The organism is Acidobacteriota bacterium, from assembly GCA_012729555.1.
GTDB lineage: Bacteria > Acidobacteriota > UBA6911 > UBA6911 > UBA6911 > UBA6911.
The window spans coordinates 16,358-42,408 of record JAAYCX010000001.1; the positions used below are offsets into that span (position 1 = coordinate 16,358).

The following is a 26,051-nucleotide window of genomic DNA, read 5'->3' on the forward strand; positions in this document are numbered from 1 at the left end:
GAAACTCAATATCCTACCGGAGATCGGCGGGGCGATTTTGGGGCGGCGGCTGGCCGTTCTGCTTCAGCAGTTCGAAGATGACGTAATTGGCCGCCATCAGGCCGACGATGCCCGGCAGGGTCGCGATGCTGGGCAGGGCGCGGCGCGGGCGCCCGCGGGAATGGGCCCCGGCCGATTCGGGCGGGGGACCCTCGCCTTCGTGGGTCTCGACGGCCGGTTCTTCCGAGTAGAGCACGGGGGGGTCGGCGGCGACGTTTCTGACCCGCAGGTAGCGGCGCAGGGCGCGGGCGAGGGGGCAGCCCCGGGTGCGGCCAAGGGTGGTGAGCCGGATGGCGAAGGGGTCGGTCCGGCTGCTCGCCCCCAGGGCGGAGATGATCGGGATCCGGCGCTCGACGCAGTGGCGGATCAGGGCCGCCTTGGGGCCGAGGCTGTCGATGGCGTCCACGACGAAATCGAGGTCCGGGGTGACGAGTTCCTCGGCGGTGTCGGAGTGGAAGAAGGCGTTGCGGGCGTCGAGCTCGAGGCCTGGATTGATCGCCAGCAGGCGCGCGCGGGCGGCCTCGACCTTGGGGGTGTCGAGGTTGGTGGACAGGGCCAGGAGCTGGCGGTTGACGTCGCTGGCCTTGAGGACGTCGCAGTCGATGACGCGGAGCCGGCCGACGCCGGCGCGGACGAGGGCCTCGGCGGCATAGGCACCGACCCCCCCGAGCCCCACGACGGCGACGCGGGCCGCCTCGAGGCGTTCCAGCCCTTTGCTGCCGAAAAACATCCGGTTGCGGGCGAAGATGTCGCTGGCCGTCATCTTCGCGGGATCCTGGTGAAGAGGGCGAGGGCGTTTTGGGTGCTCTGGGCGGCGATCTCCTCAAGCGTGCGACCGCGGAGGGCGGCGATTTTTTGGGCCACTTCCCGGACATGGCGGGGTTCCACCCCGGAGGCGGCGGTGGACTCGGTGGCGATCGAGGGGGCGTCGGTTTCGAGCAGGAAGCGGTCGGCGGGGACGGCGGCCGCGGCCCGGTGATACTTGCGGGCGTTCGGGCGGGTGACCGAGCCGGAAAAGGAGATGGCGAGCCCCAGGTCGAGGAAGCGGGGGAGGAGGTCGGCCCCGCCCGAGTAGGAGTGGAGCACCCCCCGCAGGCGCCCCCGGTATTTTTTCAGGAGGGGGTAGAGGGCGTCGTACGCCCTGCGGCAATGAAGGAGGACCGGCAGGCCGAATTCGATCGCCAGGCCGAGCTGCCGGTCCAGGGCGCGGAGTTGTTCGTCCGGGGGGGGATAGTCGGGGGAGGCGAAATCGAGCCCGATCTCCCCCACGGCCACGGTGTCTTCGCGGCCGAGGAGGGGCCGGAGTTTTTCGGGGTCGCAACCTGAGAGGAACCAGGGGTGAAAGCCGAAGGCGGGGAAGACGAGGCCGGGATAGCCGTCGGCCAGCTCCGCCGTGCGCCCGAGCGAGGGGGCGTCATAGGCGGGCACGACGAAGCGGTTCACTCCCTCGGCCCGGGCCCTGGCGATCACCCCGGGGAGCGTGGGAGCGAAGGAGGGGTCGTTCAGGTGGCAATGCGTGTCGATGAGGTCGATGTGGTCCATGCGCCGGTCCCGTTTCCGGAATTGTATCCCGTGCGGCGGGTAAAGCGCCAGGCCTACGGCAGGGTGAAGCGCACCCCGCCGAAGACCATGTGCATGTGCCGGTCGGAGCTGTCCGAGGGGGCGCGGTACCAGGGGGCGCGGGTCACGTAGGCGTACTGACCGAGGACGACGAGGGCGCCGTGGTTCGGGTTTTTGAAGAGGGTGTGGATGTAGCCGCCGGTGGCTTCCTGGATCTGCCGGTTGGCCGTGTCGGGGGAGCCGGGGTGGCCGAAGCCGATGGCGCCCTCGCCGTCGGCGACGACGTTACGGCTGAAGTAGGCGCCGCTGTAGTAGGCGAAGAGCTGGGAGGAGGGGCGCGGCTGGTATTCGAAGCCGGTGACGCCGCTCGTCGTGTGCACGGGCGAGATCGAGCCGTCGGGCGCGACGACCGCGTCGGGCCCCATCGCCATGACGTAGCGCCCGCCCCCGCTCGAGAAGAAGGTGGTCAGGATCCAGCGGAGGTTCGGCAGCGGTTCCACGAACAGGTTGAGCGACCCCCCCACGCCGTGGGCCGTCCGTTTCTCCAGGGAGGCGTCGACGGTGCGGAAGGCGCGTGACATCCCGGCGAGCTCCACGTGGACGGAGCGGCCCGCGGGGCGCACGTCGAAGGCGAGCTTGGCGGCGAAGTCGGGGCGCGGGTTGGCGATGGTGCCGTTGCCGGACGGGGCGTCGAACTGGGAGCGGAAGGCGGCCGGAAGGGTGGTCCCCGCCGTGACGTACTGGTCGGGGTTTTCGGCGGAGAAGGCCAGCGCCCAGTTCGGGGAGAAGTGGTACGTGACCCGAGCCTGCGCCTGGCGCGCCCAGAGCAGCCCGGCCAGGTAGGAGGAGTCCTGCCCGATGCCGAGGAAGATGTCGGCGGGGGCCGCGGAGATCCCCCGGCGGTTGGGCGTCATCAGCGACCACGCCTGCCCCCCCAGGATCTCCCACTTGCCGGTCTCGGCGGTGACGAACGCCTGGCGCATGCGGAAACCGAGGCTGTTGGAGGAGACGTAGGCGGTCCCGGGGGCGGTGCCGGCGAAATCGACCTCCACGTACCCGGTGAACTTCAATTTTTCGAGCGGCTCCTCGGTGACTTTCAGGGTGAGGCGGGTGTTGGTGGCGCTCATCCGGAACTCGGACATCCGCCCCGCCAGGCTGTTGTTGGCCGGGATGGAACCGAAGGCCGTGGCCACGCCGCTCCCCACGTTGGTGGAACGCCAGACGGCGGACATGTCGATGAAGCCGCCGGGGGTGAACTCCGCCCCGCCGATGCGCAGGGAGAGCGGGGCCGTCTCTTCCGGGCCCTCCTCGGCCGCAGCGGGGAGGGGGGACAGGGTCAGGATCAGTGCGATGAGGAATCGGGAAATTCGGGAAATTCGGGAAATGATGATCATGGCGGTCATTCTCCGGGATCGGCGGTATGAGTGATGCGGGCGGTCCGCAAAAAGGACGTATTTTGTCCCCTCCGGTGCGGGGATGCAACCCCGAATGTGGATTCCGGGACGTGTCAGACCGCGCCGAGCACCGTGATCAGGTAGCCGCCCCTGCGGTCGCGCTCTTCGCCGGTCTGTTCGTAGACGTCTTCCATGACCCGGGAGCGGAAGAAGGCGGAAGCCAGGACCCGGAACCAGGGGCGGATGCCCTCTTCGGGCAGGTCGAGGGATCCTTCTTCGAATTCGACCTGGCGGAGGATGCGGGGGTCCCATTCCTCCCGGCGCGAGTCGGCGTATTCGACCCGGATGCAGAGACCGCCGCGCCGGAGCAGCCGGCGCAGGTCGCGCGAGATGCTTCGGCCGTATTCCAGGAGCGCCGGGTCCGCTTCCTCCCCGGGGCCGCCGACGAGACGGCGGGCGATGTCGCGCTCCTCCCGCTCCAGACCGGTCCCCGGGGCTTCTTCCGCCGGGGGCATCATGTTGGGGAAGGTGTAGACGGCCAGGTCGGCCTTCTCCCCGAGCGGCCGGCCCATGGGGAGGAGGGTGCGGGCGAGGGTGACTTCGGCCGTGCGGCCCCCGGGCAGGCGGGCGAGGCGAGCCGCGGCCAGATCGAGGAGCGCGTCGGAGCCGTCGAGCCCCACGAGGCGCGTGTGCGGGAAGAGGGGGGCCAGCCGGGCGAGCAACTGCCCCGCGCCGCAGGCGTAATCGACGATCACGCGCGGTTCGCGGGGGAGGGAGGCGCGGATGAAGCCGGCGATGTTGCGGTACGCCCTGCCGTGCGCGCGGTCCCGGGCGCGGCCGCGCCACCAGCGGGCATAGATGTCGCCGCAGGCGAATTCCGCGCCGGGGGGCGGGTCGAGTCGCTTTCGCTTTATTTGCATGGCGGGGTCATTATATCCTGCTGCCGTTGCCTTGCCGCTGCGCTTTCATGGAAGGATTTCCGAAGGGAAGGGAGGGGATCATGGGAACCGAAGGGCGCCTCCGCGTGGGGGCGGTGACATTGGGAGCGATCCTCCTGTTGACCGGCTCGATCTTTTCGGGTATTACACCGGCGTCCGGCGCCGATTCCGTCGCGGACCGGCTGCGGAGGCTCGAGGATACCGAGGAGATCCGCCTCCTGCTCCACGGCTACGGCCGCTTCCTGGACGCCCGGGATTTTGCCTCCTTCTCCGCGCTCTTCGCGGAGCGGGACGGGGAGTGGATCGGGGGGATGGGGCGTGCGAAGGGGCGGGCGGCCATCCGCAAACTGATGGAGGACTCGATCGGGACCGGCACCCCCGGGGCCCCGAACCGCCACCTGTTCTCCAACGAGATGATCTCGATCGACGGGGACCGCGCGGCGGCCGTGAGCACCTGGATGTTCCTGGTCCAGGCCGAATCCCGGCCGCAGACGGTGTACGTGGGGCGGTACGAGGACCTCCTGGTCCGGGAGCGGGGGCGCTGGCGCTTCCTGCGGCGCACGGTGCACGCGGAGATTCCGCCCGACCCCCCGGCGGGGCGGTAGCGCCACGGGCGGGAGCGCCCGGGGCGGCAGGCGCCCGGGGCGGCAAGGTTTTTGCGAAAGGAAAGGGAGCATGCCGGGAAAGATCGGTTTCGACAACGAACTCTACATCCAGCAGCAGGCGGCCGAAATCCTCGAGCGGGTCGGACGCTTCGACAACAAGCTCTACCTCGAGTTCGGCGGGAAGCTCCTGTTCGACTACCACGCGGCGCGCGTGCTCCCGGGCTACGACCCCAACGTGAAGATGCACCTGATCCGGGAACTCAAGGAGCGGGCCGACATCGTGCTCTGCATCTACGCCGGGGACATCGAGCGCAAGAAGCTGCGGGCCGACTTCGGCATCACCTACGACGCCGACGCGATGAAGCTGATCGACGATTTGAGGGGGTGGGGGATCGAGGTGCGGGCCGTCGTGATCACGCGCTACGAGCGGCAGCCGGCGGCGACCCTGTTCAAGAACCGGCTGGAGCGGCGGGGGATCGAGGTCTTCACCCACCGCTTCACCAAGGGGTACCCGACCGACATCGATTCGATCGTGAGCGACGAGGGGTACGGGGCCAACGCCTACATCCCGTCCGACAAGCCGCTGGTGATCGTGACCGGGCCGGGCCCGGGGAGCGGGAAGCTCTCCACCTGCCTGTCGCAGCTCTACCACGAGTACCGCCGGGGGGTGCGGGCGGGCTACGCCAAATTCGAAACCTTCCCGATCTGGAACCTCTCCCTGAAGCACCCGGCCAACATCGCCTACGAGGCCGCCACCGCCGACATCCGCGACTTCAACCTGATCGATCCCTTTCACCTGGAGGCCTACGGGAAGACGGTGGTGAACTACAACCGCGACGTGGAGGTGTTTCCCATCGTCAAGCGGATCCTGGGGAAGATCACCGGCGGGGCGGATTTCTACCAGTCCCCCACCGACATGGGCGTCAACCGGGCGGGGTTCGCCATCATCGACGACGACGTCACGCAGGAGGCTGCCCGGCAGGAGATCCTGCGGCGCTGGTTCCGCTACCGGTGCGAGTACGCGATGGGGCTGACGGATAAGGAGACGGTCGAGCGGGTGCAGCTGCTGCTCGAGAACATCGGCATGCGATCGGAGGACCGGCCGGTGGTCGAACCCGCCTGGCGGGCGGCCCGGGAGGGGAAGGAAGCGGGGAAGGGGAACGAGGAGATCTATTGCGGGGCCGCGCTCGAGCTGCGCGACGGGACCATCGTCACCGGCAACAACTCCCCCCTCATGCACGCGGCTTCCAGCCTGGTGCTCAACGCCCTGAAACACCTGGCTGGCATCCCCGACAAGCTCAAGCTGCTCCCCAGCCTGATCACCAACGCGGTGGGGAGCCTGAAGACGGAGATTCTCCAGGAGCGCTCGGTCAGCCTGGACCTCGAGGAGACGCTGATCGCCCTCAGCATCAGCGCCGCCACCAACCATGCCGCCCAGATGGCGATGGAAAGGCTTCAGGAGCTGCGCAACTGCGAGGCGCACATGACCCACATCCCCACCCCCGGGGACGAGGCCGGATTGCGCAAACTGGGGGTCAACATGACGAGCGAGCCCAATTTCCCCACCCGGAACCTCTTCATGTAGCGGCGGGATCGGCGGATCAGTCTTCGGGGCGCTCCCCTTCGGGCGCCATCTTGACGAGCCGGGGGTCGAAGCGGGCAACGATCTCGACCAGGTCGGCCTGGGCCGCCATCACGGCGTGGATGTCCTTGTACCCCATCGGCACCTCGTCCAGCCCCGCCGAGATCAGCACCACCCCCCGCCCGGCCAGGAAGCGGCGCCCCTCCTGCCAGCTGTAGCGGGTCCGCGTCTGGGTGCGGCTCATCCTCCTCCCCGCGCCGTGCGCGGCCGAGTTCATCGCCGCGGCCGTCCCCTTTCCCCGGACCACGAAGCCGGGGGTGGCCATCGATCCGGGGATGACGCCGAGCGCCCCGGCGCCCGCCGGCGTGGCCCCCTTGCGGTGCACCACGACGTCCACCCCGAAATGGCGCTCCCTCCAGGCGAAGTTGTGGTGGTTCTCGACCGCCGCGATCACCTCGGCCCCCAGCAGCCGGACCAGGTCGCGGTGGATGAGGTGGTGGTTGGCGGCCGCGTAGCGCCCCATCAGTTCCATCGCGCGCCAGTACTCCTCCCCCTCGCCCCCCGGGAGGTCGAGCCAGGCGAGCTGTTTCAGCTCGCGCGGCAGCTCCCGGTGCCGGTCCATGGCCAGCCGGCTGTACCAGGTGGCCACCTGCCCGCCGACGCCGCGGCTGCCGCTGTGGCTCAAGAGAGCCGTGTAGACGCCGGGGGGAAGGCCCAGTTCCGCCCGTTCGAGGGTCAGGGTGCCGAACTCCACGAAGTGGTTGCCCGAGCCGCTCGAGCCGAGCTGGAACCGGGCCTTGTCCCGGTTGCGGCGCGTGACGGGGCTGAAGCCCCAGTCCTCTTCCATGACCGGGTGGTCCTTCGGCTTTTTGAACCCCTCCCCGACGCCGAAGACCGTCGCTTTCTCCAGGGCGGAGCGCAGCCGCCCCTCCTCCCCCCGGATGGCCGACGGCGGGAGATCGAGTACGCTCATCTTCATGCGGCAGGCGATGTCCATCCCCACGGCATAGGGGATCACGGCGTCGCGGACGGCCAGCACCCCGCCGATGGGGAGCCCGTAGCCGACGTGGGCGTCGGGCATCAGGGCGCCCGCGACCGCGACCGGGAGGCTGCAGGCGTTTTCCATCTGCCGGAGCGAATCGGCGTCCATGTCCGACCCCCATCGGCGCCAGGGGGCCGGCTCCCCGCGGCGGGGGACGCCGGCTGCGGCTATAGGCGGATCGCGTCTCTTCATGCCATAATCATGTCCGGAAGAGGGGGGGGGCGTCAATCCCGGGCAACGGAGGAGGGAACGGTATGGGACGGATATGCGGCTGTGCGTGGGTGGCTTTGGCGCTTTTGGCTGCGGCGAGGCTTTCGCCCGGAGCGCCCGGAGCGGAGGAGCAGAAATTCTTCGTGGAGTTCGAAGCCGGGCCCGCCTGGCAGGCCAGGAACGACGTCCGCATCCCGAACAGCGACGCCGGGACGAAATTCTCGCTGCGCGATCTGCAGGGGACGGGGCCCTTTGCGGCCCCGAGGGTGACGATCTTCGTGAAGCTGGCGCCGAAGCACGAAATCGGTTTTCTGGCGGCGCCGCTTTCGATCAAGGCCGCCGGTTCCCTCGATCGCCCGGTCGAGTTCGCGGGGGCGTCCTTCCCGGAGGGACCCGGCGTCGAGGCCGTCTACCGCTTCAACTCCTACCGGGCGACCTACCGCTACCGGGTCTGGCAGGGGGAGCGCTGGACCTGGAAGCTGGGGGTGACGGGAAAGATCCGCGACGCCAGGATCGAACTCCGCAGCGGCGACACCGTCGCCGTGGACGACAACCTGGGCTTCGTCCCGCTGGTCCACCTGGACGGGGTATGCAGGCTCGGGGAGCGCTGGAGGCTCGACGTCAACGCCGACGGCCTGGGCGCCCCGCAGGGGCGCGCGATCGACCTGGCGCTCAAGGCGCGCTATGAGTTCTCCCCGAACTGGTCGGCGAGCGCGGGATACCGCATGCTCGAGGGGGGGGCCGACGTGGACAAGGTGTACACCTTCGCCTGGGTCCACTACGCCGTCGCCGGCATCCGGTTCGGGTTTTAGCCGTTCAGGACGGCTAGTGCGGGTCCTCGTGGCACGTATCGCACGACATGCTGCTGGCGACGTTGGCCTTGACGCCCGCGGGCCCGTGGCACGCCTGGCACCCTTCGGAGAACGCGTTCAGCTTTTCCTTGTACGTCATCTTCCCCCGGCTGTACTCGTTGAGCATGGAGACGATCTTGACCGCGGCGTCGGCGACCAGGCGGTTGCAGCGCTCGAAATGCTGGGGCGTCATCAGCTTCAGGCCCGAGGCGTTGGCCCAGCGGGTCGAGGAGACGTGGCAGAGGTTCGATCCCGACACGGAGGTGACGTCCGGAATCTGGTGTCTGGGGTCCTTGGGCTTGTAGACGGGCAGGGGGGCCTTTTCGTACCAGAGGGACATTTCCCCGCAGAGGGCGAACATCTCCTCCTGGCTTTTCGCGAACAGGCCGAACAGCATCCCGGCGGCGTTGACGGTGCCGCAGAGGGAGCCGATCCCGCCGATGCCGCCGCTGCCGTAGACGGTGGCGTCCACCGGGAAGGTGTTATAGGGGGCCCCGTACTTGTCTCCCAGGGTGCCGAGCACCGCCTCGAGAACGCCGTACATGCATCCGACCTTGGCCCAGGCGGAGGCGTACGCCCTCTCCTGGATCGATTCGGGCGGAAGCTCCTTCCACTCCCAAGGGGTCTTCACCGCGGCATCGGCCGCTACCCGGGAATTGGCCGCATACAAGAGGGTTCCCCCGATCGTGGCGGCGCCGAGGCCGAGGGCCCGGCGCCGGGTGATGATGGTATCCATCTGGACGCTCCTTTCAATGTGAACACGCCATGGCTTCCCTATATTAATACATCCAGCGCAAAAAGAGGAAATATCCTATGTTCAGCAGGGCCGTGATCAGCGCCGAGGGGAGGATGTGGCGGTAGACGGGGCCGTAGGTGGTGCCGAAATAGCGGTTGCTGACGATCTGGCAGACATGGATCGGGCTCATCATCTGCCCGAGGTGTCCGAAGGTGTAGGAGAGCGGGATGTAGGCGAAGGCGCCGGCGGCCCCGTCCACGGCGCCGACGAGGTTGAGTACGATCGGCAGCGCGGTGCCGACGAATCCGACGGCGATCCCGGTGACGAACCCGGCGATGAAGGGGAGGATGGCGACGACCAGGACCAGGGGGACGTGCAGGTTCTGCAGTTCCGCCGCTATCCGGCTGGGCGCGTCGACAGCCTCGAGGGTGTGCTGGAAGATCAGGATGGCGAAGATCAGTCCGGCCAGGGAATAGGTCCCCGGCTGCCAGAAGGCCTTCCGGAGCGCTTCGCGGCCGAGCCCGCCGCCGAGGACGGTCCAGAGGATGCTCCCCAGCAGCCCGATGACGAGCGGCCCGTGCTTCAGGATCATCCCGGGGAGCGAATCGGCCGGGACCCGGTCGAGCAGGAGGCCGGCGAGGAGGTAGGCGGCCCCCCAGCCGAGGAGGATCACCCAGATCGACGCGGTCGCCCCGAGGAGCCTGCGTTTGGTCCCCGCGGGAGGGGGCGCGCTTGGGGCCTGCAGGTCGGCGGGGATCCCCCGCAGCATCACGAGACCGCCCAGAAACATCGCCGCCGTGCCGAAGATCATCAGGGCGGTCCAGGCGGGGATGGCCCGGTGGGTCAGCGCCATCGCCAGGAGCACTCCCGGGTAGAGGGGCCAGAAGAACTCCCAGATATGGCGGAACCAGTAGTTGATCGAGGAGAGGAGGGAACGGGCCACCTCCGACCGGCCGCTGGCCGATTCCACCATCGGGGCGGAAAAGATGGCGCCCCCGGGCATGGGGAGCAGCCCGATCAGCGCGGGCATGGCGACCATGGTCGCTACGGGGCGCCGCAGCATCCCGTGGGCCAGCGTGACGATCTCCTCCAGCCGCCCGCTCTCGCGCATCAGGACGGACAGTCCCAGCAGCAGGGCCGTGACGAGGGCCAGGGCGATGGTCTGTGGGGCGGTGGCCCCGCTCCAGGCCGCGCGCGCCAGCTGCGGGCCGTCGAGCCCGAAGCCCAGCCCCACGGCCGCGCTCCCCAGGACTATGGAAAGCCCCAGCGGCACGCGCACCCGGGCGCAAAGCAGGATCAGGCCGAAGGCCCCGAGGGTGACCGAGAGTGCGAACATAACCCGCAATCATGCCAAGGCGCGGCCCGAAAGTCCAATCCGGGATTCCGCCGGCCTCGAGGGGGGGAGGGTCAGAGCCCCCCGGCCGCCTGGTAGGAAACCCAGTTTTTCGTGATGGTGCGCCGGATGTCTTTCACCATCATGATCTCCAGGTCCAGCCGGAGGTCGAAGTCGAGAGGGGTCCAGATGTCGGGGGCCACCCGCTGGTAATCCATCCTCCCGTCGGTGTTGCGAATGACGGCCAGGAGCCCTCCCCAGTACTTGAAGGGATGGCGCAGGGCGAACTCGATCCGCACGGCGCCGTAATCCTCCCGGGCGATCCAGAACCTTCCGGTCGACTGGTTCAGCGCCCGGTCCATCCGGTTGCGCACCGGTAGCTTTCCCGGCCTGGGCTTGAAGGCGATCACCCAGCAGTTGTGGCCCCGCACGGTCTCCGTCCCCTCGAGCCGGAACTCGTAGCGGTCCACGAATTCGCGGTTGAAGCGGATGCCCGGCTCCTGTTCGGGCTGGGGGTGCCGGCCCTCGGCCCGCCGCCTGGCCACTTCGCGGAGGAACGACTCCCTCCGCTTCCGTTCTTCCCGCTTTTCCCCCTCGTCGAGGGGACGGCCGTTTTTCTCGATCAGCTCCTCGAAGAGGGCGCCGCCGACCGGGTATTGACGGTAACGGAAGGTCTCCGTTTTGACCGGCCTTCCCTCGGCGTCGAGCGAGCGGACGACCGACAGCGCTTCCGATTCGAAAACGGCCTCCGCCTGCGCCTCATACTGGGCCTCCGCCCTGGTGACGGCGCGATGGAGGATGCCGGCCGCGCGGTCCGCGGGGGTCTCCGTTCCCGGGGAGATCGAGGGGAGGAGGGCCGCGAGAACGGCCGCGCCGAGCGTGAGGGTGATCGATTTTTTCGGACGGCGGGAAAAATGACGGTTCAATTCAAGCCCCTTCCGGGTGCTGGCGGCAGGCGGGGGCGTAACCCCCGCCTGCCGGTCGTGGCTATCGGATCGAGGCTTCCAGGGGGGCCGTGAGCTCGAAGGTGATGGGGGTTTCGCCCGCGACCTCGGCCGGGTCGCCATGGGTGGCCAGGGCGGCCCCGGTGCCCGCGGCGCCGCCGACGCCGGCCCCGATCGCCGCGCCCTTGCCGCCGCCCGCGATCGCCCCGATCGCGGCGCCGATGCCGGCGCCGATGCCGACCTTGGTGGCGTCCTTTTTCACGCTGGTCTTGGCCTGTACGCCGTAAGCGTCAGTCACGATGGAAACCTCCTGCCCGTCGGCCAGGGTCAGCCGGGTGAGCTTCAGGGAAAGGGAAGCGACCCCCTTGACCCTGCCCCCGGGATCCGCTTCGGCCACGATGCCGGTGACCAGGGCCCCGCGCCGGGCGACGACACGGTTGCCGTCGACGATGTCCTTGTCAAGGGAGGCTTCAAAAACGTCCCCGGTCTGGTGGGTCTTGGTCGAGATCGGGGAGGAGGTGACGACCGCGACGGGCGTCCCCGGGGGGAGGCTGACGGCGCGGGCCGCGGGGGCGGGCGCAGGTGCCGGGGCCGGCTGGCGGGTCGCGGAGGCGGGCCGCGCCGCGGGGGCGGGCGCCGGAGCCGCGCTTTGCGTCGTCTCTTCGGCCGCCGGCTGTTCCGGATCCTCCAGTTCGGACGTCTGCTGTGTCCCGCACCCCGAGAAAGTCAGGCAAAGCAGCGCCGCACCCAGGATGGCCAGAAAGAACAGCTGAGATCGGTGTTTCATGATAATCGTATCCTCCGAAGTAAGTTTGTCGATCCGGGGGCGCGTTTCCGGGCGCCCCCCTGAATCATTGCGCCTCGTCAAGGCAGGCCTATCCATGAACTATACTCTTTGCGGTGACGGCACGCCACCCGGGAGTACGGGTTTGGTGTCCCGCGTCACAAAAGGCGGTCCAAATCCGAGGTTGAGCCGTCGGGCGGAAACCTCTACTATGTACGCCTCTTTCCAGATGAGGTGCGCTTGGAGTTATTGAACCGGTTGAGCCGATACCTTGCCGTGATGGGCATTCCGGGCCTTCTGGCCATATCTTTCCTGGATTCGGCCGCGGTCCCGCTCGCGGGGGGGCCGGATGCCGTGCTGATGCTCCTTTCCTGGCGCCGCCCGGAACTCCTGCTCTGGATCGCGCTCGCGGCCACGGTCGGGTCCACCCTGGGCTGTTTCGTGCTCTACGGCATCGGGCGCAAAGGGGGGGAAAAGGCGCTGGCCCGTTTCGATCCGGGTAAGGTCTCCCGCATGGAGAGGCGAATGCGGGATTACGGCGTGTGGCTCGTCGCGGCTTCGGTCATGGCCCCTCCCCCGTTTCCCACCAAGCTCGTCGTCCTCGCCTCGGGGGTGCTGGGGACGGGGAAAGGGCGGTTCGGTCTCGCGGTCTTCGCCGGGAGGTTCGTGCGGTACCTGCTCGTGGCCTGTCTGGCCGCGCGGTACGGCGATCAGGCCGCCGGGGTGTTGAGCCGGCACTACCCGGCCGTTTCGGCCGTCCTGGCCGTCATTCTCGCGGTCCTCTTCCTCCTCCGGCGCCGGCGGCGCGCCCGGGGGCCGAAGCCGGTCTGACCCCCCGTCCGCAACGGGATCGGGGTCACCGGATCAGGCCGCGCGCCAGTTCCCACAGCCCGAGCAGGATGCGGAGGAGGTGGTCCCGGATGCGGGCGAGGGTCGATCCGGTTTCGTGAAGGAGGGACCGGAGGGTCCCGGGACTCCACGCTTCCAGCAGCGCGGCCGCGGCCGCCAGCAGGAGCGCCGCGAGCAGCAGCCGCCTGCCGGTGTCTTCGCCTCGGAGCATCACCTGACGTTCGGACATCGGGCCGCCTTTTCTCTTTCTCCGCGATCTGCACGCGTGGGACGATTCTATAGGAAATCGGAACGGGGCATGGTCAACAGAGCGTAAAGAATTGTGAACTTTTCGCGACCGGGCGCGGCCCGGGGGCCGATAAAAAGGACGATGGGGGCCGCAATCGTTGCGCGGAGCCCCCGCCTGACTTAAAGTATCGGTGACCGGGGCTCCGCGGCGGCACCGACTCCCGCGGCCCGATGACACAGGTGGGAACGGAATGGCCATCATTCGCCTCAGACTTCAAACATATGGGCCGGCCCGGGCAAGGCGGCGGACCCCGGGGGCGGAGGATGCCGTCCGCTTCACCAGCCTGCGCAATTCCTATTTTCCGGCCCGGGGGGTCCCCCTCTCCCTGGCGGTTCACGGCGTCCTTTTCTGCATCCTTTTCTTCCTCAGGGTGCCGAACCAACCCTGGGCGGGAGACCCCGCACCCCCCCGGGCCGCGGTGATCGAGAAAAACGAACCGAGGGTGGTCATGTATCTTCCCCTTATCGGGGGGGGGACTCTCGGGCTCCCCCAACCCGATTCCGGCAAGGGAAAGAGAGCAAAAGCGAAGCCTGTCAGCGCCCCGGAGGTTCCCGCGGCCAGGGCGCGGGGGATGAGCTATCCCGGGCGGCAGGAGATCGTGTCCGACCCGCCCGACCCGACCAACCGGATCCAGACCCTGGAGCAGCCCGAACTGCTGAATCCGCCGATTCTGCCCCCCCCGCTGGCCCTGCCGAACATGGTCCAGATAGCCGAGGCCCGGGTCGAGCTCCCGGACCTGCCGGTTCCCGCCGGAATGCCCGAACAGGTGAAACCCGTGGACCCGCCTCCCGCGAGGCCCCCGGGGCAGATCGCCCCGCCGGATCCCCCCCCGGTGGTTCCCCCGGAGGTGAAGCCGGAGGAACCTCCCGGACCGCCGGAGCCCGCACAGCCCCCGCCGCCCCCCCGCCCCGCCGATCCGCCGGCCAATCCCGAGCCGCCGCCGGTGGTGCCTCCGGTGCTGCTTCCTCCGGACGAACCGGTGCTCCCCCCGGTGGCGCCGATGACGATCCCCGTCGCGGCCCCCGCGGCCGTGATCGAGATTCCCAGGGCGGAACTCGCGCCGCTGGTGCCCCCTCCGCCGGAGCCCCCTCCGCCGCCGGAGCCCCCGGAGAAAGTGCCCCCGCCGAAGGCGCCCCCGCCGAAGGCGCCCCCGCCGCCGGCGGCGCCGCGGCCCGCGGTCGAAAAGGCTCCCGTACCGGAGGTTGAAAAAGGGACCGTCCCCGCGGCCGGGAAGGGACCCTCCCCGCCGGAGGTTCCCGTTCCGGCCCGGCCGAAACCGCGCCGGAAGACGCGGGAGGCGCCCGAGGGGGGGAGCGACCGGAGGGACCTGCTTGCCCTGACCCCCATGCCGGCGCCGGTGCGGGACACCATCGTAGTGCCCCCCGGGGAGGCCCGCGGGCGTTTCGCCATTTCGCCCGATGCCAACCTCACCGGGCCGGATGACGTGCTGGGGCCGAAATCGGGCCCGGATGAACCGGACCTCGCCGCCGGCCCGGCCGCGGAACCGGTTCCGCAGGACAGGGAGGCGGCTGCGCCCGACAGCACGGCGGGGCCCGCTCCCGCAACGGAGCCCGCCCCCCCGAAGGTCGAAAACACCCCCGCCGTCGTCAATATCGGCTCCATTTCCAGAAAGGGCGGGAACCGTCAGGGGTCCGGACCGGGCGGCGCAAAGAGCGCGAAATCCTCCCCGTCCCCGCAAACGGGGATGGGGACCGGCCGGAGCGGCAGCCCGGGCGGGGGCGCCGTGGCCGGGAGGGGGGCCGGGACCGGTTCCGGGAGCGGCTCCGGACCGGGCAGGAAGAGGCCCTTTTCGGGCATCACCATCGTGGGCGGTTCGTACGACCCCGGGACGGCCTCCGACCCGGCTCCCGTGGTTCAGGCGCGGCGCCCGGTGCAGACCGAGTACGGGCTCACGGTCATATCGACGGAGACGAGCGGCGGAGGGCTCCCCTTTACCGGGGTTTTCGCCGGGGCGCAGATCTACACCGTGTACCTCGACATGAGGCGCGACGAATCGGACGACGCCCCCTCCTGGACCCTGGAATTCGCCCTGGCCGAGGACGCGTCCGGCCCGGCGGCGCCGATGGGGCCGGGAGGCGGCGAGGGATTGATCCTCCCTTTCCCGGTGGTCAAGGAGACTCCTTCCTGGCCCCCCGAACTGGTTTCCAGATACCCGGGGAGGATGGCCATCGTCTACGCGGTGGTCAGCGCCGAGGGGAAACTGGAGCAGATCGAGGTCAAGGAGAGTCCCGACCCCCTCCTCCGGGAGCCGCTGCTGCAGGCCCTCGGCCAGTGGGTGTTCCGTGCCGCGCGGCTGCAGGGGGTCGCGGTTCCGATCCGGCTCCTGATGGGGATCCCGCTGCGGCCCCCCCGGTGAGGCCCCCGGGCGGGGCGCACGCCCCTTGCCCGAAGGGAGGGGGATGCGTTAAGCTCATCGGCACCGGGGGATTCATGAGGATTCAAGCGAAACACATCATCGTGCACGGCAGGGTCCAGGGGGTCGGCTTCCGCTATTTCGTCCGCGACGCCGCGGCCCGGCTGGAGCTTGCCGGTGATGTCCGCAACCGCCCCGACTCCACCGTGGAAATCGTCGTCGAGGGGCCGCCGGGGCCGGTCGGGGAGTTCGTCCGGGAGGTGGGCCGGGGGCCCGCCCTGGCCCGCGTCGAGCGCCTCGATGTCGACGACCTTCCGGCAGGAGGGAACTACCGCTCGTTTACAATCGAAGGACGGTGACATGAACGCACAGCTGATCGAACAACTCAAATCGGAAATCCGCGAAATTCCCGACTGGCCCAAGAAGGGGATCCTGTTCTATGACGTGACCACGCTGCTGAAAAAGGGGGAGTGTTTCGGCCGGACCATCGACGCCCTGGTCCAGCCGTACCGGGACCGGAAGGTCGACCTGGTGCTCGGGATGGAGGCGCGCGGGTTCATCTTCGCTCCCACGGTGGCCTACGCGCTCAAGGCGGGATTCGTCCCCGTCAGGAAGCCGGGGAAGCTTCCGGCGGAAAAGCTGCGGGTGAGCTATGAACTGGAGTACGGGACCGACAGCCTGGAAATCCACCGGGACGCGGTCGAGCCCGGCCAGCGCGTCCTCGTCGTGGACGACCTCATCGCGACGGGGGGGACCGCCAGGGCCGTCGCGGAAATGGTCGAGACCCTGAAGGCCACCGTCGTCGGGTTCGCCTTCCTGGTGGAACTCGACTTCCTGAGAGGGCGGGAGAAGCTCGCCGGGTACGACGTTCACAGTCTCCTCAGGTACTAGGAGGGCCATGAAGCGCATCGGCATCATCGGCAGCGGCAACGTGGGCGCCAACAGCGCCTTTTTCATGGCCGAAAACGGCACCGCCACGGTCACCCTCGTGGATATCCGGGAAGGGCTTTCGGAGGGGAAGGCGCTCGACCTCCTGGAGGCGGGGCCGATCAGGCGCTACGACACGGGGATCCGGGGGAGTGCGGACATCACCGCGATCCGCGGCAGCGACATCGTCGTCCTGGCCGCCGGGCGGGTGCGGTCGCCCGGGGAGGGGCGCGAGGCGCTCTACCGGGACAACGCGCCGCTGGTCGGGGAACTCTGCGGCGAAATCCGCGCCCTCGCGCCCGGGGCCGTCGTCATCAACGTGGTGGAGCCGGTCGACATGCTCACCCTGCTCGCCGGGAGAGTCCTCGGTTTCGACCGCGGGCGGGTCCTCGGGGTGGGGGGGCTGCTCAGTTCCACCCGGCTCCGGCACCTCGTGAGCCGGGCCCTGGGGGTTTCGCCCCGGGAGGTGACGGGCATGGTGATCGGCCCGCACCGGCCCGGCATGGTCGTGCTCGAGGACACGGTGCGCGTGAGCGGCGTTCCCGTGGCGCAGCTGCTCGAGCCCGAGGCCCTCTGCGCCATCGTCGAGGAAACGCGCCGCGCGGGGGACACCATCCTCGAACTGTCGGAAAGGTCCACGGCCTATTACGCTCCCAGCGCCGCCGTGGCCGCCCTGGCGCGGGCCGTGATCCGGGACGCCCGGACGATCCTTCCGGTATCGATGCGGCTCGACGGCGAGTACGGCCTCCGGGATATCGCCCTCAGCGTACCGGCCCGCATCGGCGCCGGGGGAGCCGAAAGCGTGATCGAAGTAGCGCTCGGCGGCCGGGAGGAGAAGGAATTTCGGGACGCCGCCGGGGACCTCCGCCGCTCGCTCGAGCGCGCCGGCGCCGGCGCGGGGCCGGGGGAGTGACCATGCCGGGGAAAAAAGTGAGCATCATCGGGGCGGGCAACGTCGGGGCGACGGCCGCCTACTACATCGCCGAGAAGGTGATGGCCGACATCGTGATGGTGGATGTGGCCGAGGGGGTGACCCGGGCCAAGGCGATCGACTTCCTGCACGCGGGGCCGATGAGGGGGTACGACGTCTCGATAGAGGGGACGGGCGATTACGCCGCCGTCGCCGACAGCGACCTGGTGGTGGTCACCGCCGGGGTCGCCCGCAAGCCGGGGATGGACCGCATGGACCTGCTCCGGGTGAACGCCGGGATCGTGAAGTCGGCGTCGAAGATGATTGCGCGTTACGCCCCCAACGCCACGGTGATCGTGGTCTCCAACCCCCTGGACGTGATGTGCCACGTGGTATACCGCACCACGGGGTTCGCCGTGCAGCGCGTCATCGGCATGGCGGGCATCCTCGATTCCACCCGTTTCCGTTATTTCGTGGCGGAGCGGCTGGGGTGCGCCTTCACGGACGTCCACGCGATGGTCCTGGGGGGGCACGGGGACCAGATGGTGCCGATGCCTCGCTACACCACCGTCGCCGGGATCCCGGTCAGCCGCTTCCTGGACGCCGACGAACTGGAGCGGCTGGTGGACCGGACCCGCAAGGGAGGGGCGGAGATCGTGGCCCATCTCAAGACCGGCTCCGCCTACTACGCCCCCGCGGCGTCGGTCGCGGAGATGGCGGAGGCGATCCTCACCGACCGCCGGACCCTGGTCCCCTGCGCCGTCTGCCTGCGCGGGGAGTACGGCATCGAAAACCTGTTCATCGGCGTCCCGGTGATCCTGGGGAAAAACGGGGTGGAGCGCATCGTCGAGGTCGAGTTGGAGCCGCAGGAACTCCAGCTGCTCCGCCGGAGCTCGGAGGCGGTGAGGAAGGGGGTCGAGGAGCTCGAGACCTTCTTCACCGTCCGGTAACCGCGGGGCAAAGAGCGCTAGGCGCGTTCCCCGATCGGGACGTAGCGGGACTCGAGCGGGCCGTCGTAGATCTGCCTCGGACGGTAGATGCGGGCCTCCGGGTCGTCCATGATCTCCTTGCAGTTGGCGATCCAGCCGGGCATGCGGCCGATGGCGAACATGACGGTGAACATGTTGCGCGGGATCCCGATGGCGCGCATGATGATGCCGCTGTAAAAGTCGACGTTGGGGTAGAGCTTGCGCTCCACGTAATAGGGGTCGCTGAGCGCCGCCTCCTCCAGGCGCTTGGCGATGTCGAGCAGGGGGTCCTTCTTATTCAGCGCCGCCAGCAGCTCGTCGCACTTCTTCTTGATGATCCGGGCGCGCGGGTCGTAGTTCTTGTAGACCCGGTGGCCGAACCCCATCAGCCTTTTCCCCGACCCCTTGATCTTGGCCTGTTCGAGGAATTTCGAACCGTTGTCGCCGCTGCGGTGGATATCCTCGAGCATGTCCAGCACCGCCTGGTTGGCGCCGCCGTGCAGCCGGCCCCAGAGGGCGCCCACCCCCGCGGCCGCGCAGGCGAAGAGGTTGGCCTGGCTGGACGCCACCATCCGGACCGTCGAGGTGGAGCAGTTCTGCTCGTGGTCCGCGTGGAGCACGAAGATCAGGTCGAGGGCCTGGACGACTTCGGGGAGGAGATCGTACTCCTGGTAGGGGCGCGAAAACATCATGTGCAGGAGGTTGGCGGTGTACTTGTAGGTCGGCTTCGGGTAGATGGCGGGGAGCCCCAGCGACTTGCGGTAGGCGAACGCGGCGATGGTGCGGACCTGGGAGATGATGCGGGCCGCCTGCATGGCGAAGATCTCGTCCTCGGGCCGCGGTGTCTGCGGGAAGAAGCAGCCGGCGGCGTTGATCATCGAGGAGAGGATGGCCATCGGGTGGGCGTTGGCGGGGAACCCCTCGAAATGGAACTTCATGTCCTCGTGGAGCATTTCGTTCCGGGTGAGCCGGTCGGAGAAATCCTTCAATTCGTCGTAGGTGGGGAGCTTCCCCCAGATCAGCAGGTAGGCGGTTTCCACGAAGGTGGACTTCACCGCGAGTTCCTCGATCGGGATGCCGCGGTAACGGAGGATCCCCTTCTCCCCGTCGATGAAGGTGATGCGGCTCACGCAGGAGCCGGTGTTGCCGTAGCCGTCGTCGAGCGTGATGTGCCCGGTCGAGTTGCGGAGGGAGGAAATGTCGATGCCCCGTTCCCCCTCGGACCCGACGACTATGGGGAGCTCGTATTGTTTCCCGTCAAGTTCCAGTCTGGCCAAATCCATCGATCGCCTCCTTCAGGCAGGTTTCGGTTCCGTTGTCTCCAAGGATACCAACACCGGATCGGCCGGTGAAGCAAAACCGGCGGGAGCGGGCCCCTTCCCTTGACCGGGCGGGCTAAAGGATTATAATCGCTCTTTTCAGGAAAGGACAATTTCATGACTGCTCCAACAAAACACGCCAGGCTCCTGGCGTGGGTACAAGAGATGGCCCGCATGACGCAGCCGGACAGCGTGGTCTGGTGCGACGGGTCCAAGGCGGAGTACGACTCCATAATGAAAATCGCGGTGGATGGGGGCGTTGCCGTGCCGCTCTCCAGGCGCTCCAATTCATTCCTGTTCCGCTCGGAAGCATCCGATGTGGCGCGCGTGGAGAACCGCACCTACATTTCCTCCAGGTCCCAGGACGACGCCGGGCCGACCAACAACTGGATCGATCCCGCCGAACTGAAAGCCACGCTCAAAAAGCTCTACACGGGCTGCATGCGGGGGCGCGTGCTCTACGTCATCCCCTTTTCGATGGGGCCGATCGGCTCCCCGATGGCCAAGATCGGGGTGGAGATCACCGATTCCCCCTACGTCGTCACCAACATGCACATCATGACGCGGGTGGGGAAGCGGGTGCTGGAAGTGCTGGGCGACTCGGGGGAGTTCATCCCCTGCCTGCATTCGGTCGGAAAGCCGCTCCTCTCCTGCCAGGACGACGGCGGGCTCTGGCCCTGCGCCCCGATGGAACGGAAGTACATCGCCCAGTTCCCCGAGGAGCGGGCGATCTGGTCCTTCGGCTCGGGCTACGGCGGCAACGCCCTGCTCGGAAAGAAGTGCCTGGCGCTGCGCATCGCCTCCGTGATCGCCAGGGATGAGGGGTGGCTGGCCGAACACATGCTCATCCTGAAGATCACCAGTCCCGAGGACAAGGTCAAGTACATCGCCGCCGCCTTTCCCTCGGCCTGCGGCAAGACGAACCTGGCGATGCTGGTCCCCACCATCCCCGGCTGGAAGGTCGAGACCATCGGAGACGACATCGCCTGGATGAAGCAGGGGAAGGACGGCCGCTGGCGCGCCATCAACCCCGAGGCGGGATTTTTCGGGGTGGCCCCGGGGACCTCGATGGAATCGAACCCGAACGCCATGCGCACCTTCGAGAGCAACACCATCTTCACCAACGTCGCGCTCACGGAGGACGGGGATGTCTGGTGGGAGGGGATCGGCTACGACGCCCCGGGCACTCTCGTCGACTGGAAGGGGAATGCCTGGGCACAGAACAAGAAGGACAAGGCCCAGCCCCCCGCGGCGCATCCCAATTCCCGCTTTACGGCCCCCGCGGCCCAGTGCCCCTCCATCGCCCCCGAGTGGGAGGACCCGGAGGGGGTGCCGATCGACGCCTTTCTCTTCGGCGGCCGCCGCCCGAGCACCGTCCCGCTGGTGACCCAGTCGTTCGACTGGAACCACGGGGTCTTTCTCGGGTCGATCATCGGGTCGGAGATCACCGCGGCGGCGATCGACGCCAATATCGGCAAGGTCCGGCGCGACCCCTTCGCCATGCTCCCCTTCTGCGGCTACCACATGGGGGACTATTTCGCCCACTGGATCCGGATGGGAAAGAAAACGCCGGAAGCGGTGCAGCCGAAGTTCTTCATGGTGAACTGGTTCCGCAAGACCGCGGAAGGAAAGTGGCTCTGGCCCGGCTACGGGGAGAACAGCCGGGTGCTCCGGTGGATTTTCGAGCGCTGCGACGGGACGGGCAAGGGGGTGGAGACCCCGATCGGCTATCTCCCGACGGTGGATGCCATCGAGCGGCCCGAAAAGGTCCGGGCCGAAGAGATGCAGGAGCTTCTGACGGTGGACGCCGCCGGCTGGCGCCGGGAGCTCGAGAACATCAAGGCCAGCCACTACCCGAAATTCGGGGCCAGGCTCCCCAGGGAACTGGCCCGGCTGCTCGAGGAGCTGGAAAACAGGCTCCGATAGGAGAACGCGCATGAAAGAGCACAACCCACTCGCCGCGGCGATGAACCGGGACCTGGAAGCGGGCGCGCCGCAGCTGCTGGCGATGTTGTCCGAGCGGGGCAAGGCCATCTATTTCCCCCACAAGGGGATCCTGGGGCAGACGGCGGAGGCGAAGGGGGTCTCGATCAACGCCACCATCGGCACCGCTTTCGAGAACGACGGATCCCCGCTGACGCTCGAGTGCATGGAGGCGCTGGTCAACGTCCCCTCCGAATCCTTTCTCTACGCCCCCAGCTTCGGGTTGCCGAAGCTGCGGGAGGAGTGGGGCCGGCTGCTCGAGACCAAGAACCCGGGGCTCAGGGGCAAGAGGTTCAGCAAGCCGGTGGTCACCGCGGCGCTGACCCACGCGCTTTCGGTCGCGGGCTACCTTTTCGTCGACCCCGGGGACGAGATCCTGATCCCCGACCTCTACTGGGACAACTACGAGCTCGTTTTCGGCGAGACCTACGGCGCCGCCTTCAAGTTCTACAACACCTTCACGGGCGGGGGCTTCGACGTGGGAGCCTTCTCCCGCGCCCTCGGCGAAGGGAAGCCGGGCAAGCGGATCGTGCTGCTCAATTTTCCCAACAACCCGACCGGCTATACCCCGACGGTGGAGGAGTACCACGCCCTCGTCGGGGCGATCCGGGACGCGGCGGAAGCGGGCAGCCGGGTGGTCGTGGTGCTCGACGACGCCTATTTCGGCCTGGTCTACGAGGAGGGAGTCGCCCGCGAGTCGCTCTTCAGCGCCCTGGCCGACCTGCACCCGAACGTGCTCGGCGTGAAACTGGACGGGGCCACCAAGGAGGACTACGTCTGGGGCTTTCGTGTCGGTTTCGTCACCTTCGGCTCGGCGGGCGCGGCCGAGTCCCACCTCCGGACGCTCGAGGACAAGGCCGCGGGGGCCGTCCGGGGCACGATCTCCAACGCCCCCTGCCTCTCCCAGGCGATCCTGCTCAGGGCCTACACCGACCCCGGTTATGCCGCGCAGAAGAAGGCGAAATACGAAACCCTGGCCGGGCGGGTGCGCGAGATCAAGGCCGTGCTCCGGGCGCACCCGGAATACGCCGACAGCTTCGATGTCATGCCCTTCAATTCCGGCTATTTCATGTGCGTCCGGCCGAAAGGGGTCGACCTGGAGGCGCTCCGCAGGGAGCTGATCGCCGGGTACGCCACCGGCGTCATCGTCCTGGTCGGCCTCGTGCGGCTCGCCTTCTCCGCGGTCCCGACCGAGAAGATCGCGCAGCTGTTCGCCAACCTGGACGTCGCCGTCAGGAAGCTGCGCGGTTAGGCGTCCCTGACCGAGAAGATCGCGGAGCTGTTCGCCAACCTGGACGCCGCCATCCGGAAGCTGCGCGGTTAGGCGTCCCTGACCGAGAAGATCGCGGAGCTGTTCGCCAACCTCGACGCCGCCGTCAGGAAGCTGCGCGCCTAGGCGCTCTTTCGCCGGCCCCGTCAAAGACCGCAAAACCCGCCCGTCCGGCGGGTTTTCGCTTTTCCGGCCCTCCCGGCCCCATGGCTGCCGCGCGAGGGGCCCGGCCCGGAAAAAGTTGGTTCCTTTTCCCCCTTTTTAATGTATCTTCTACGGATCAAAGGATATTTTGAGGGAACGGAATCCTTCCCCGCAATTTTGCCGGATTGGAGCTGGATAAAGGATTTCCCACCCAGGCGCGCGGATGCGTGAATCCGCCGGGGAACCGGGACAGGACACCAAATTTGGAGGAAATCAGCCGATGATGAACATACCGATGCACCGATTCAAGTACACCAAGCTTTCCAAGGACCAGGTGACACGCAAACTCGCCGCCACCGCGGCCGGGCCGAAGAGCGCGTCGCAGCTTTCGGGCGTGCTGGCCGGCAAGAGCCTCAAGATCGTGACCGACGACGGCCCGGTGCTCCACTACGCGTTCAAGAGCGCCAACCGCCTGACGCTGGCCGAAGGGAACGCCTCCGCCGCCGAGGCGGCCTACGGCGCGCTCGAACTGAAACAGATGGTTTTCTTTTCCCACATGGTCCCCGGGACCCTGAAGGGGTTCAACGTCTTCGTCGACCTCAAGAGCCACCTCGCGACCGTCTTCGAGGTGTGGTTCGCGGGCGGCAAGGACCCGTCCGGGCAGCAACTCGATGACCGGGAAGTCCAGCGCCAGGTCTGGTTCGGTTACGTCGACGTTGCCGGGAAAAAGGCCCCGGAGGAGCGGCACCATTTCACCAACCGGCTCGAAGGGACCGGCATGTACTGGAAGCAGGACACGGGGATCGAAACCATCGACCTCTATCCCTCGATCATCTCCTCCAACTTCATCGAGGTCACCCGGCACGCGGACGATCTCAGCTACTGCAGCCCGTCGGACTACATCCTGGTCAACGACAACCTGGTCATCTATGACCGGACCGAATGCGAGTTTTCGGGCATCATGACCCTCTACCTCCTCGACCTGTTCACGGAGACCCAGGTGGGGATGCGGCTCGGCTTCAACGAAAAGGACGAACTCGAATACTACATGTACCGCGGAGCGGGGAAGATCGTCGGCCAGCTGACGTCGCTGGCCCCCTTCGACGAGCACGGCAAGACGGTCAACCTGGCCATGGGCGGGGCCCCGGCCAAGGCCGCCAAGGCCGCTCCGGCGGGGCCGCCGCCCAAGGGGCAGCGCACCGTGTACCGCCCGGGCAGGACCTTCAAGAACATGACGCCGGAAGAGGTCCAGCGGGCGGCGGAGAAGAGCACCGTCACCTTCACCGGCGACCCCAACGCGCCCCAGCAGCAGGCGGGGATGATGGGGGGCCACCTCCTCCCCTTCAGCGACCTGCTCGTCGGCAAGGAGTTCACCCTCCGCTACGACAACGAGGGGCCCGGGTGGGAGTACAAGGTCCTCGACATCTATAACCTCCAATGGCGCAAGGAGGGGACGACCGCGTGGCAGAAGGAGACCTACCGGGCGTTCGAGGCGGACGAAAAACTGGTGTTTTTCGGCCACATCGTCACCGGGAGCAATCCCGTTTCCTGCCGCCGGATCGCCCTGGACCTGACCAACGGGCTGACCACGGCCATCCTCTCCTGGATGGGGACGGAGTATTACGGGAACGAGGTGTCCTACCGCGCCGTCTTCGGCGCCGCCGAAATGGAAGGGGTCAACGCCCCGAGGTACGTGCGCCACGGCTTCACCGACGAGCTGGTCGGCCGCGGATTCACCCGCACCTATTCCGACCAGATGACGTCCATGCACCTGTACACCACGGCGCATTCCTCTTCGTGGACGATCTACACGGCGAACCAGACGCTGGGCATGCAGTGGTGCGCCCCGGCCCTTTACGTGAAGCTCCGGGACGGGGTGTACATCTTCGACCTGGTCGAGGAGGCGTGCAACGGCGCCGAGACCTGCATCATCGAGAACGAAAAAACCAAGCGCGCCATCGGCTTCGGTTTTTCCGGAGGCGAACGGGGGGTGAGCTTCGGCCTGATCGGGGCCATCGCGCGCGACCTCGGGGGGTACGACATCAAGCACTTCCTCGGACCGAAGGCGAAAGGAGTATAGGATGACCAGAACGCAAAGGACTTCAGACACCATCGACCGACATAAGCCGGACCGCAGCCGCCGCTCCTTCATCCGCAAGACGGGGGCCGCCCTTTCCGCGGTGGCGGCGTCGGCGGCGGCGGGATTTTCCCGCACCTCCGCTCCGTCGTCCGGCGGCGACCAGCTCGGCCTTCTCAAGCGCCGGGTGGGGAACCTCGAGGACGCGGAAAATGTCCGTCGGCTGCACCTGGCCTACGAGTCGAGCCTCGACCGGGGCCGTTACGAGGATGTGGCCGCGATGTTCACCGAGGACGCCGAGGTGGTCTTCGGCGGCAGCCTCTTCAGCGGCAGCGAGGGGGTGCGCCGCCTCTACTGCGAGCGGTTCGCCGCCGGCCGCACCGGAAAAAAGATCGAGCCGGCGCCGGGATTCGAACCCGGCCTTCCCGAACTGGAGACGGCCGTGGAGGTCGCGAAGGACCGCACTACGGCCTCCGGGCGCTTCCCCTTCTCCATGCAGGTGGGCGAGCCGATGACGGGCGATTCCTCCCTGGTGGCCATGGCGCGCCTGCACGGCGAGGGGATCGTGCGGCGGTGGGAGCGCGGCAGCTGCACGCTGTCCTGCGTGAAAACCGACGCGGGCTGGAAGATCCGGCGCCTGGAATACCGCACCGCCCTCAAGGCCGACTACCGCCCCGGCCGGGTCCTGGCGTAATCGGGGACGGACCAGGGTAATTGACTGATTCTGTTCTTCTTATAAGCCTTCCGCGGCGGCCGCCCAAAGCCGCCGCGGAAGGCGGCCTCCCCGCGGGCCGGGGGGCAAAAAGGGACTTTGAGACCTCCCCCGCCCGTGCTACTCTCTCTGGGTCAATCCCTTATGCGCCTGTAGCTCAGGTGGATAGAGCAACAGTTTCCTAAATATCCCGGACCATATTTCGTAAACC

24 protein-coding genes are annotated in these 26,051 nt (G+C 68.0%); 13 read left to right on the plus strand and 11 right to left on the minus strand.

Going from position 1 to position 26,051, the window contains the following annotated elements; translation table 11 throughout:
* Positions 1-13: 13 nt before the first annotated feature.
* The 4 genes from GXY47_00100 to GXY47_00115 form a co-directional block, all read right to left on the minus strand.
* Complete coding sequence (locus GXY47_00100; GenBank protein ID NLV29525.1) at positions 14-802, minus strand: tRNA threonylcarbamoyladenosine dehydratase; 789 nt, start codon at positions 800-802, stop codon at positions 14-16.
* Positions 799-1,581 carry a TatD family hydrolase gene (locus tag GXY47_00105; GenBank protein NLV29526.1) on the minus strand — a complete coding sequence of 261 codons (783 nt, stop codon included), beginning with the start codon at positions 1,579-1,581 and terminating at the stop codon, positions 799-801. Before GXY47_00105 ends, GXY47_00100 begins: the two co-directional genes overlap by 4 nt.
* Positions 1,582-1,634: 53 nt before the next feature.
* On the minus strand, positions 1,635-2,993 hold the full coding sequence (locus GXY47_00110; protein ID NLV29527.1) for a hypothetical protein: 1,359 nt from the start codon (positions 2,991-2,993) through the stop codon (positions 1,635-1,637).
* A gap of 113 nt (positions 2,994-3,106) precedes the next feature.
* A complete protein-coding gene (locus GXY47_00115) occupies positions 3,107-3,913 on the minus strand; it encodes a hypothetical protein (GenBank protein ID NLV29528.1) in 807 nt (268 codons plus the stop codon).
* A gap of 80 nt (positions 3,914-3,993) precedes the next feature.
* Between GXY47_00115 and GXY47_00120 the strand changes: the two genes are divergently transcribed.
* Together GXY47_00120 and GXY47_00125 are read left to right on the plus strand one after the other, a co-directional pair.
* Positions 3,994-4,536, plus strand: coding sequence for a nuclear transport factor 2 family protein (locus GXY47_00120; GenBank protein NLV29529.1), 543 nt, complete (start codon positions 3,994-3,996; stop codon positions 4,534-4,536).
* A 70-nt stretch (positions 4,537-4,606) separates the two neighbouring features.
* Positions 4,607-6,121, plus strand: coding sequence for a DUF1846 domain-containing protein (locus GXY47_00125; protein NLV29530.1), 1,515 nt, complete (start codon positions 4,607-4,609; stop codon positions 6,119-6,121).
* Positions 6,122-6,137: 16 nt separating this feature from the next.
* Here GXY47_00125 and GXY47_00130 read toward each other — a convergent pair whose 3' ends face one another.
* Positions 6,138-7,352 (minus strand): RtcB family protein, encoded by a 1,215-nt coding sequence (locus tag GXY47_00130; GenBank protein ID NLV29531.1) that lies wholly within the window; start codon positions 7,350-7,352, stop codon positions 6,138-6,140.
* 62 nt (positions 7,353-7,414) lie between these two features.
* Here GXY47_00130 and GXY47_00135 point away from each other — a divergent pair, with 62 nt between their 5' ends.
* Positions 7,415-8,182 carry a hypothetical protein gene (locus GXY47_00135; GenBank protein NLV29532.1) on the plus strand — a complete coding sequence of 256 codons (768 nt, stop codon included), beginning with the start codon at positions 7,415-7,417 and terminating at the stop codon, positions 8,180-8,182.
* A gap of 13 nt (positions 8,183-8,195) precedes the next feature.
* Here the strand turns inward: GXY47_00135 and GXY47_00140 are convergent, their stop codons facing one another.
* From GXY47_00140 to GXY47_00155, 4 genes are all read right to left on the minus strand, one after another.
* Positions 8,196-8,957, minus strand: a complete 762-nt coding sequence (locus GXY47_00140) for a hypothetical protein (GenBank protein ID NLV29533.1) — start codon at positions 8,955-8,957, stop codon at positions 8,196-8,198.
* Positions 8,958-9,000: 43 nt separating this feature from the next.
* The gene (locus GXY47_00145) at positions 9,001-10,293 is read right to left on the minus strand and encodes a DUF401 family protein (protein ID NLV29534.1); all 1,293 of its coding nucleotides are present in this window, start codon (positions 10,291-10,293) and stop codon (positions 9,001-9,003) included.
* 71 nt (positions 10,294-10,364) lie between these two features.
* Positions 10,365-11,216, minus strand: coding sequence for a hypothetical protein (locus GXY47_00150; protein NLV29535.1), 852 nt, complete (start codon positions 11,214-11,216; stop codon positions 10,365-10,367).
* Positions 11,217-11,277: 61 nt separating this feature from the next.
* Positions 11,278-12,021 carry a hypothetical protein gene (locus GXY47_00155; GenBank protein ID NLV29536.1) on the minus strand — a complete coding sequence of 248 codons (744 nt, stop codon included), beginning with the start codon at positions 12,019-12,021 and terminating at the stop codon, positions 11,278-11,280.
* A 237-nt stretch (positions 12,022-12,258) separates the two neighbouring features.
* Between GXY47_00155 and GXY47_00160 the strand changes: the two genes are divergently transcribed.
* Positions 12,259-12,849: a DedA family protein gene (locus GXY47_00160; GenBank protein NLV29537.1), complete on the plus strand. Its 591-nt coding sequence runs from the start codon at positions 12,259-12,261 to the stop codon at positions 12,847-12,849.
* 25 nt (positions 12,850-12,874) lie between these two features.
* On the opposite strand, the gene GXY47_00165 is transcribed toward GXY47_00160, so the two are convergent.
* Complete coding sequence (locus tag GXY47_00165) at positions 12,875-13,096, minus strand: hypothetical protein (GenBank protein NLV29538.1); 222 nt, start codon at positions 13,094-13,096, stop codon at positions 12,875-12,877.
* 250 nt (positions 13,097-13,346) lie between these two features.
* On the opposite strand from GXY47_00165, the gene GXY47_00170 reads away from it, so the two are divergent.
* The 5 genes from GXY47_00170 to mdh all read left to right on the plus strand — a co-directional run bounded on the left by GXY47_00170 (position 13,347) and on the right by mdh (position 18,317).
* Positions 13,347-15,533 carry a hypothetical protein gene (locus tag GXY47_00170; protein NLV29539.1) on the plus strand — a complete coding sequence of 729 codons (2,187 nt, stop codon included), beginning with the start codon at positions 13,347-13,349 and terminating at the stop codon, positions 15,531-15,533.
* Between the two features lie 74 nt (positions 15,534-15,607).
* Positions 15,608-15,889, plus strand: a complete 282-nt coding sequence (locus tag GXY47_00175) for an acylphosphatase (protein ID NLV29540.1) — start codon at positions 15,608-15,610, stop codon at positions 15,887-15,889.
* 1 nt (position 15,890) lies between these two features.
* Positions 15,891-16,421: an adenine phosphoribosyltransferase gene (locus GXY47_00180; protein ID NLV29541.1), complete on the plus strand. Its 531-nt coding sequence runs from the start codon at positions 15,891-15,893 to the stop codon at positions 16,419-16,421.
* Positions 16,422-16,428: 7 nt separating this feature from the next.
* Entirely contained in the window at positions 16,429-17,370 is a 942-nt protein-coding gene (locus GXY47_00185) for a malate dehydrogenase (GenBank protein NLV29542.1), read from the plus strand.
* Positions 17,371-17,372: 2 nt separating this feature from the next.
* Positions 17,373-18,317 carry a malate dehydrogenase gene (mdh, locus tag GXY47_00190; protein NLV29543.1) on the plus strand — a complete coding sequence of 315 codons (945 nt, stop codon included), beginning with the start codon at positions 17,373-17,375 and terminating at the stop codon, positions 18,315-18,317.
* A 17-nt stretch (positions 18,318-18,334) separates the two neighbouring features.
* Here the strand turns inward: mdh and GXY47_00195 are convergent, their stop codons facing one another.
* Entirely contained in the window at positions 18,335-19,618 is a 1,284-nt protein-coding gene (locus GXY47_00195; GenBank protein ID NLV29544.1) for a citrate synthase, read from the minus strand.
* A gap of 153 nt (positions 19,619-19,771) precedes the next feature.
* Between GXY47_00195 and GXY47_00200 the strand changes: the two genes are divergently transcribed.
* The 4 genes from GXY47_00200 to GXY47_00215 all read left to right on the plus strand — a co-directional run bounded on the left by GXY47_00200 (position 19,772) and on the right by GXY47_00215 (position 25,822).
* Positions 19,772-21,580, plus strand: coding sequence for a phosphoenolpyruvate carboxykinase (GTP) (locus tag GXY47_00200; protein ID NLV29545.1), 1,809 nt, complete (start codon positions 19,772-19,774; stop codon positions 21,578-21,580).
* 10 nt (positions 21,581-21,590) lie between these two features.
* Entirely contained in the window at positions 21,591-22,889 is a 1,299-nt protein-coding gene (locus GXY47_00205; GenBank protein ID NLV29546.1) for an aminotransferase class I/II-fold pyridoxal phosphate-dependent enzyme, read from the plus strand.
* A 442-nt stretch (positions 22,890-23,331) separates the two neighbouring features.
* Positions 23,332-25,131 carry a hypothetical protein gene (locus tag GXY47_00210; GenBank protein ID NLV29547.1) on the plus strand — a complete coding sequence of 600 codons (1,800 nt, stop codon included), beginning with the start codon at positions 23,332-23,334 and terminating at the stop codon, positions 25,129-25,131.
* Between the two features lies 1 nt (position 25,132).
* Positions 25,133-25,822, plus strand: coding sequence for a SnoaL-like domain-containing protein (locus GXY47_00215; GenBank protein NLV29548.1), 690 nt, complete (start codon positions 25,133-25,135; stop codon positions 25,820-25,822).
* The last annotated feature ends 229 nt before the right edge of the window (positions 25,823-26,051 follow it).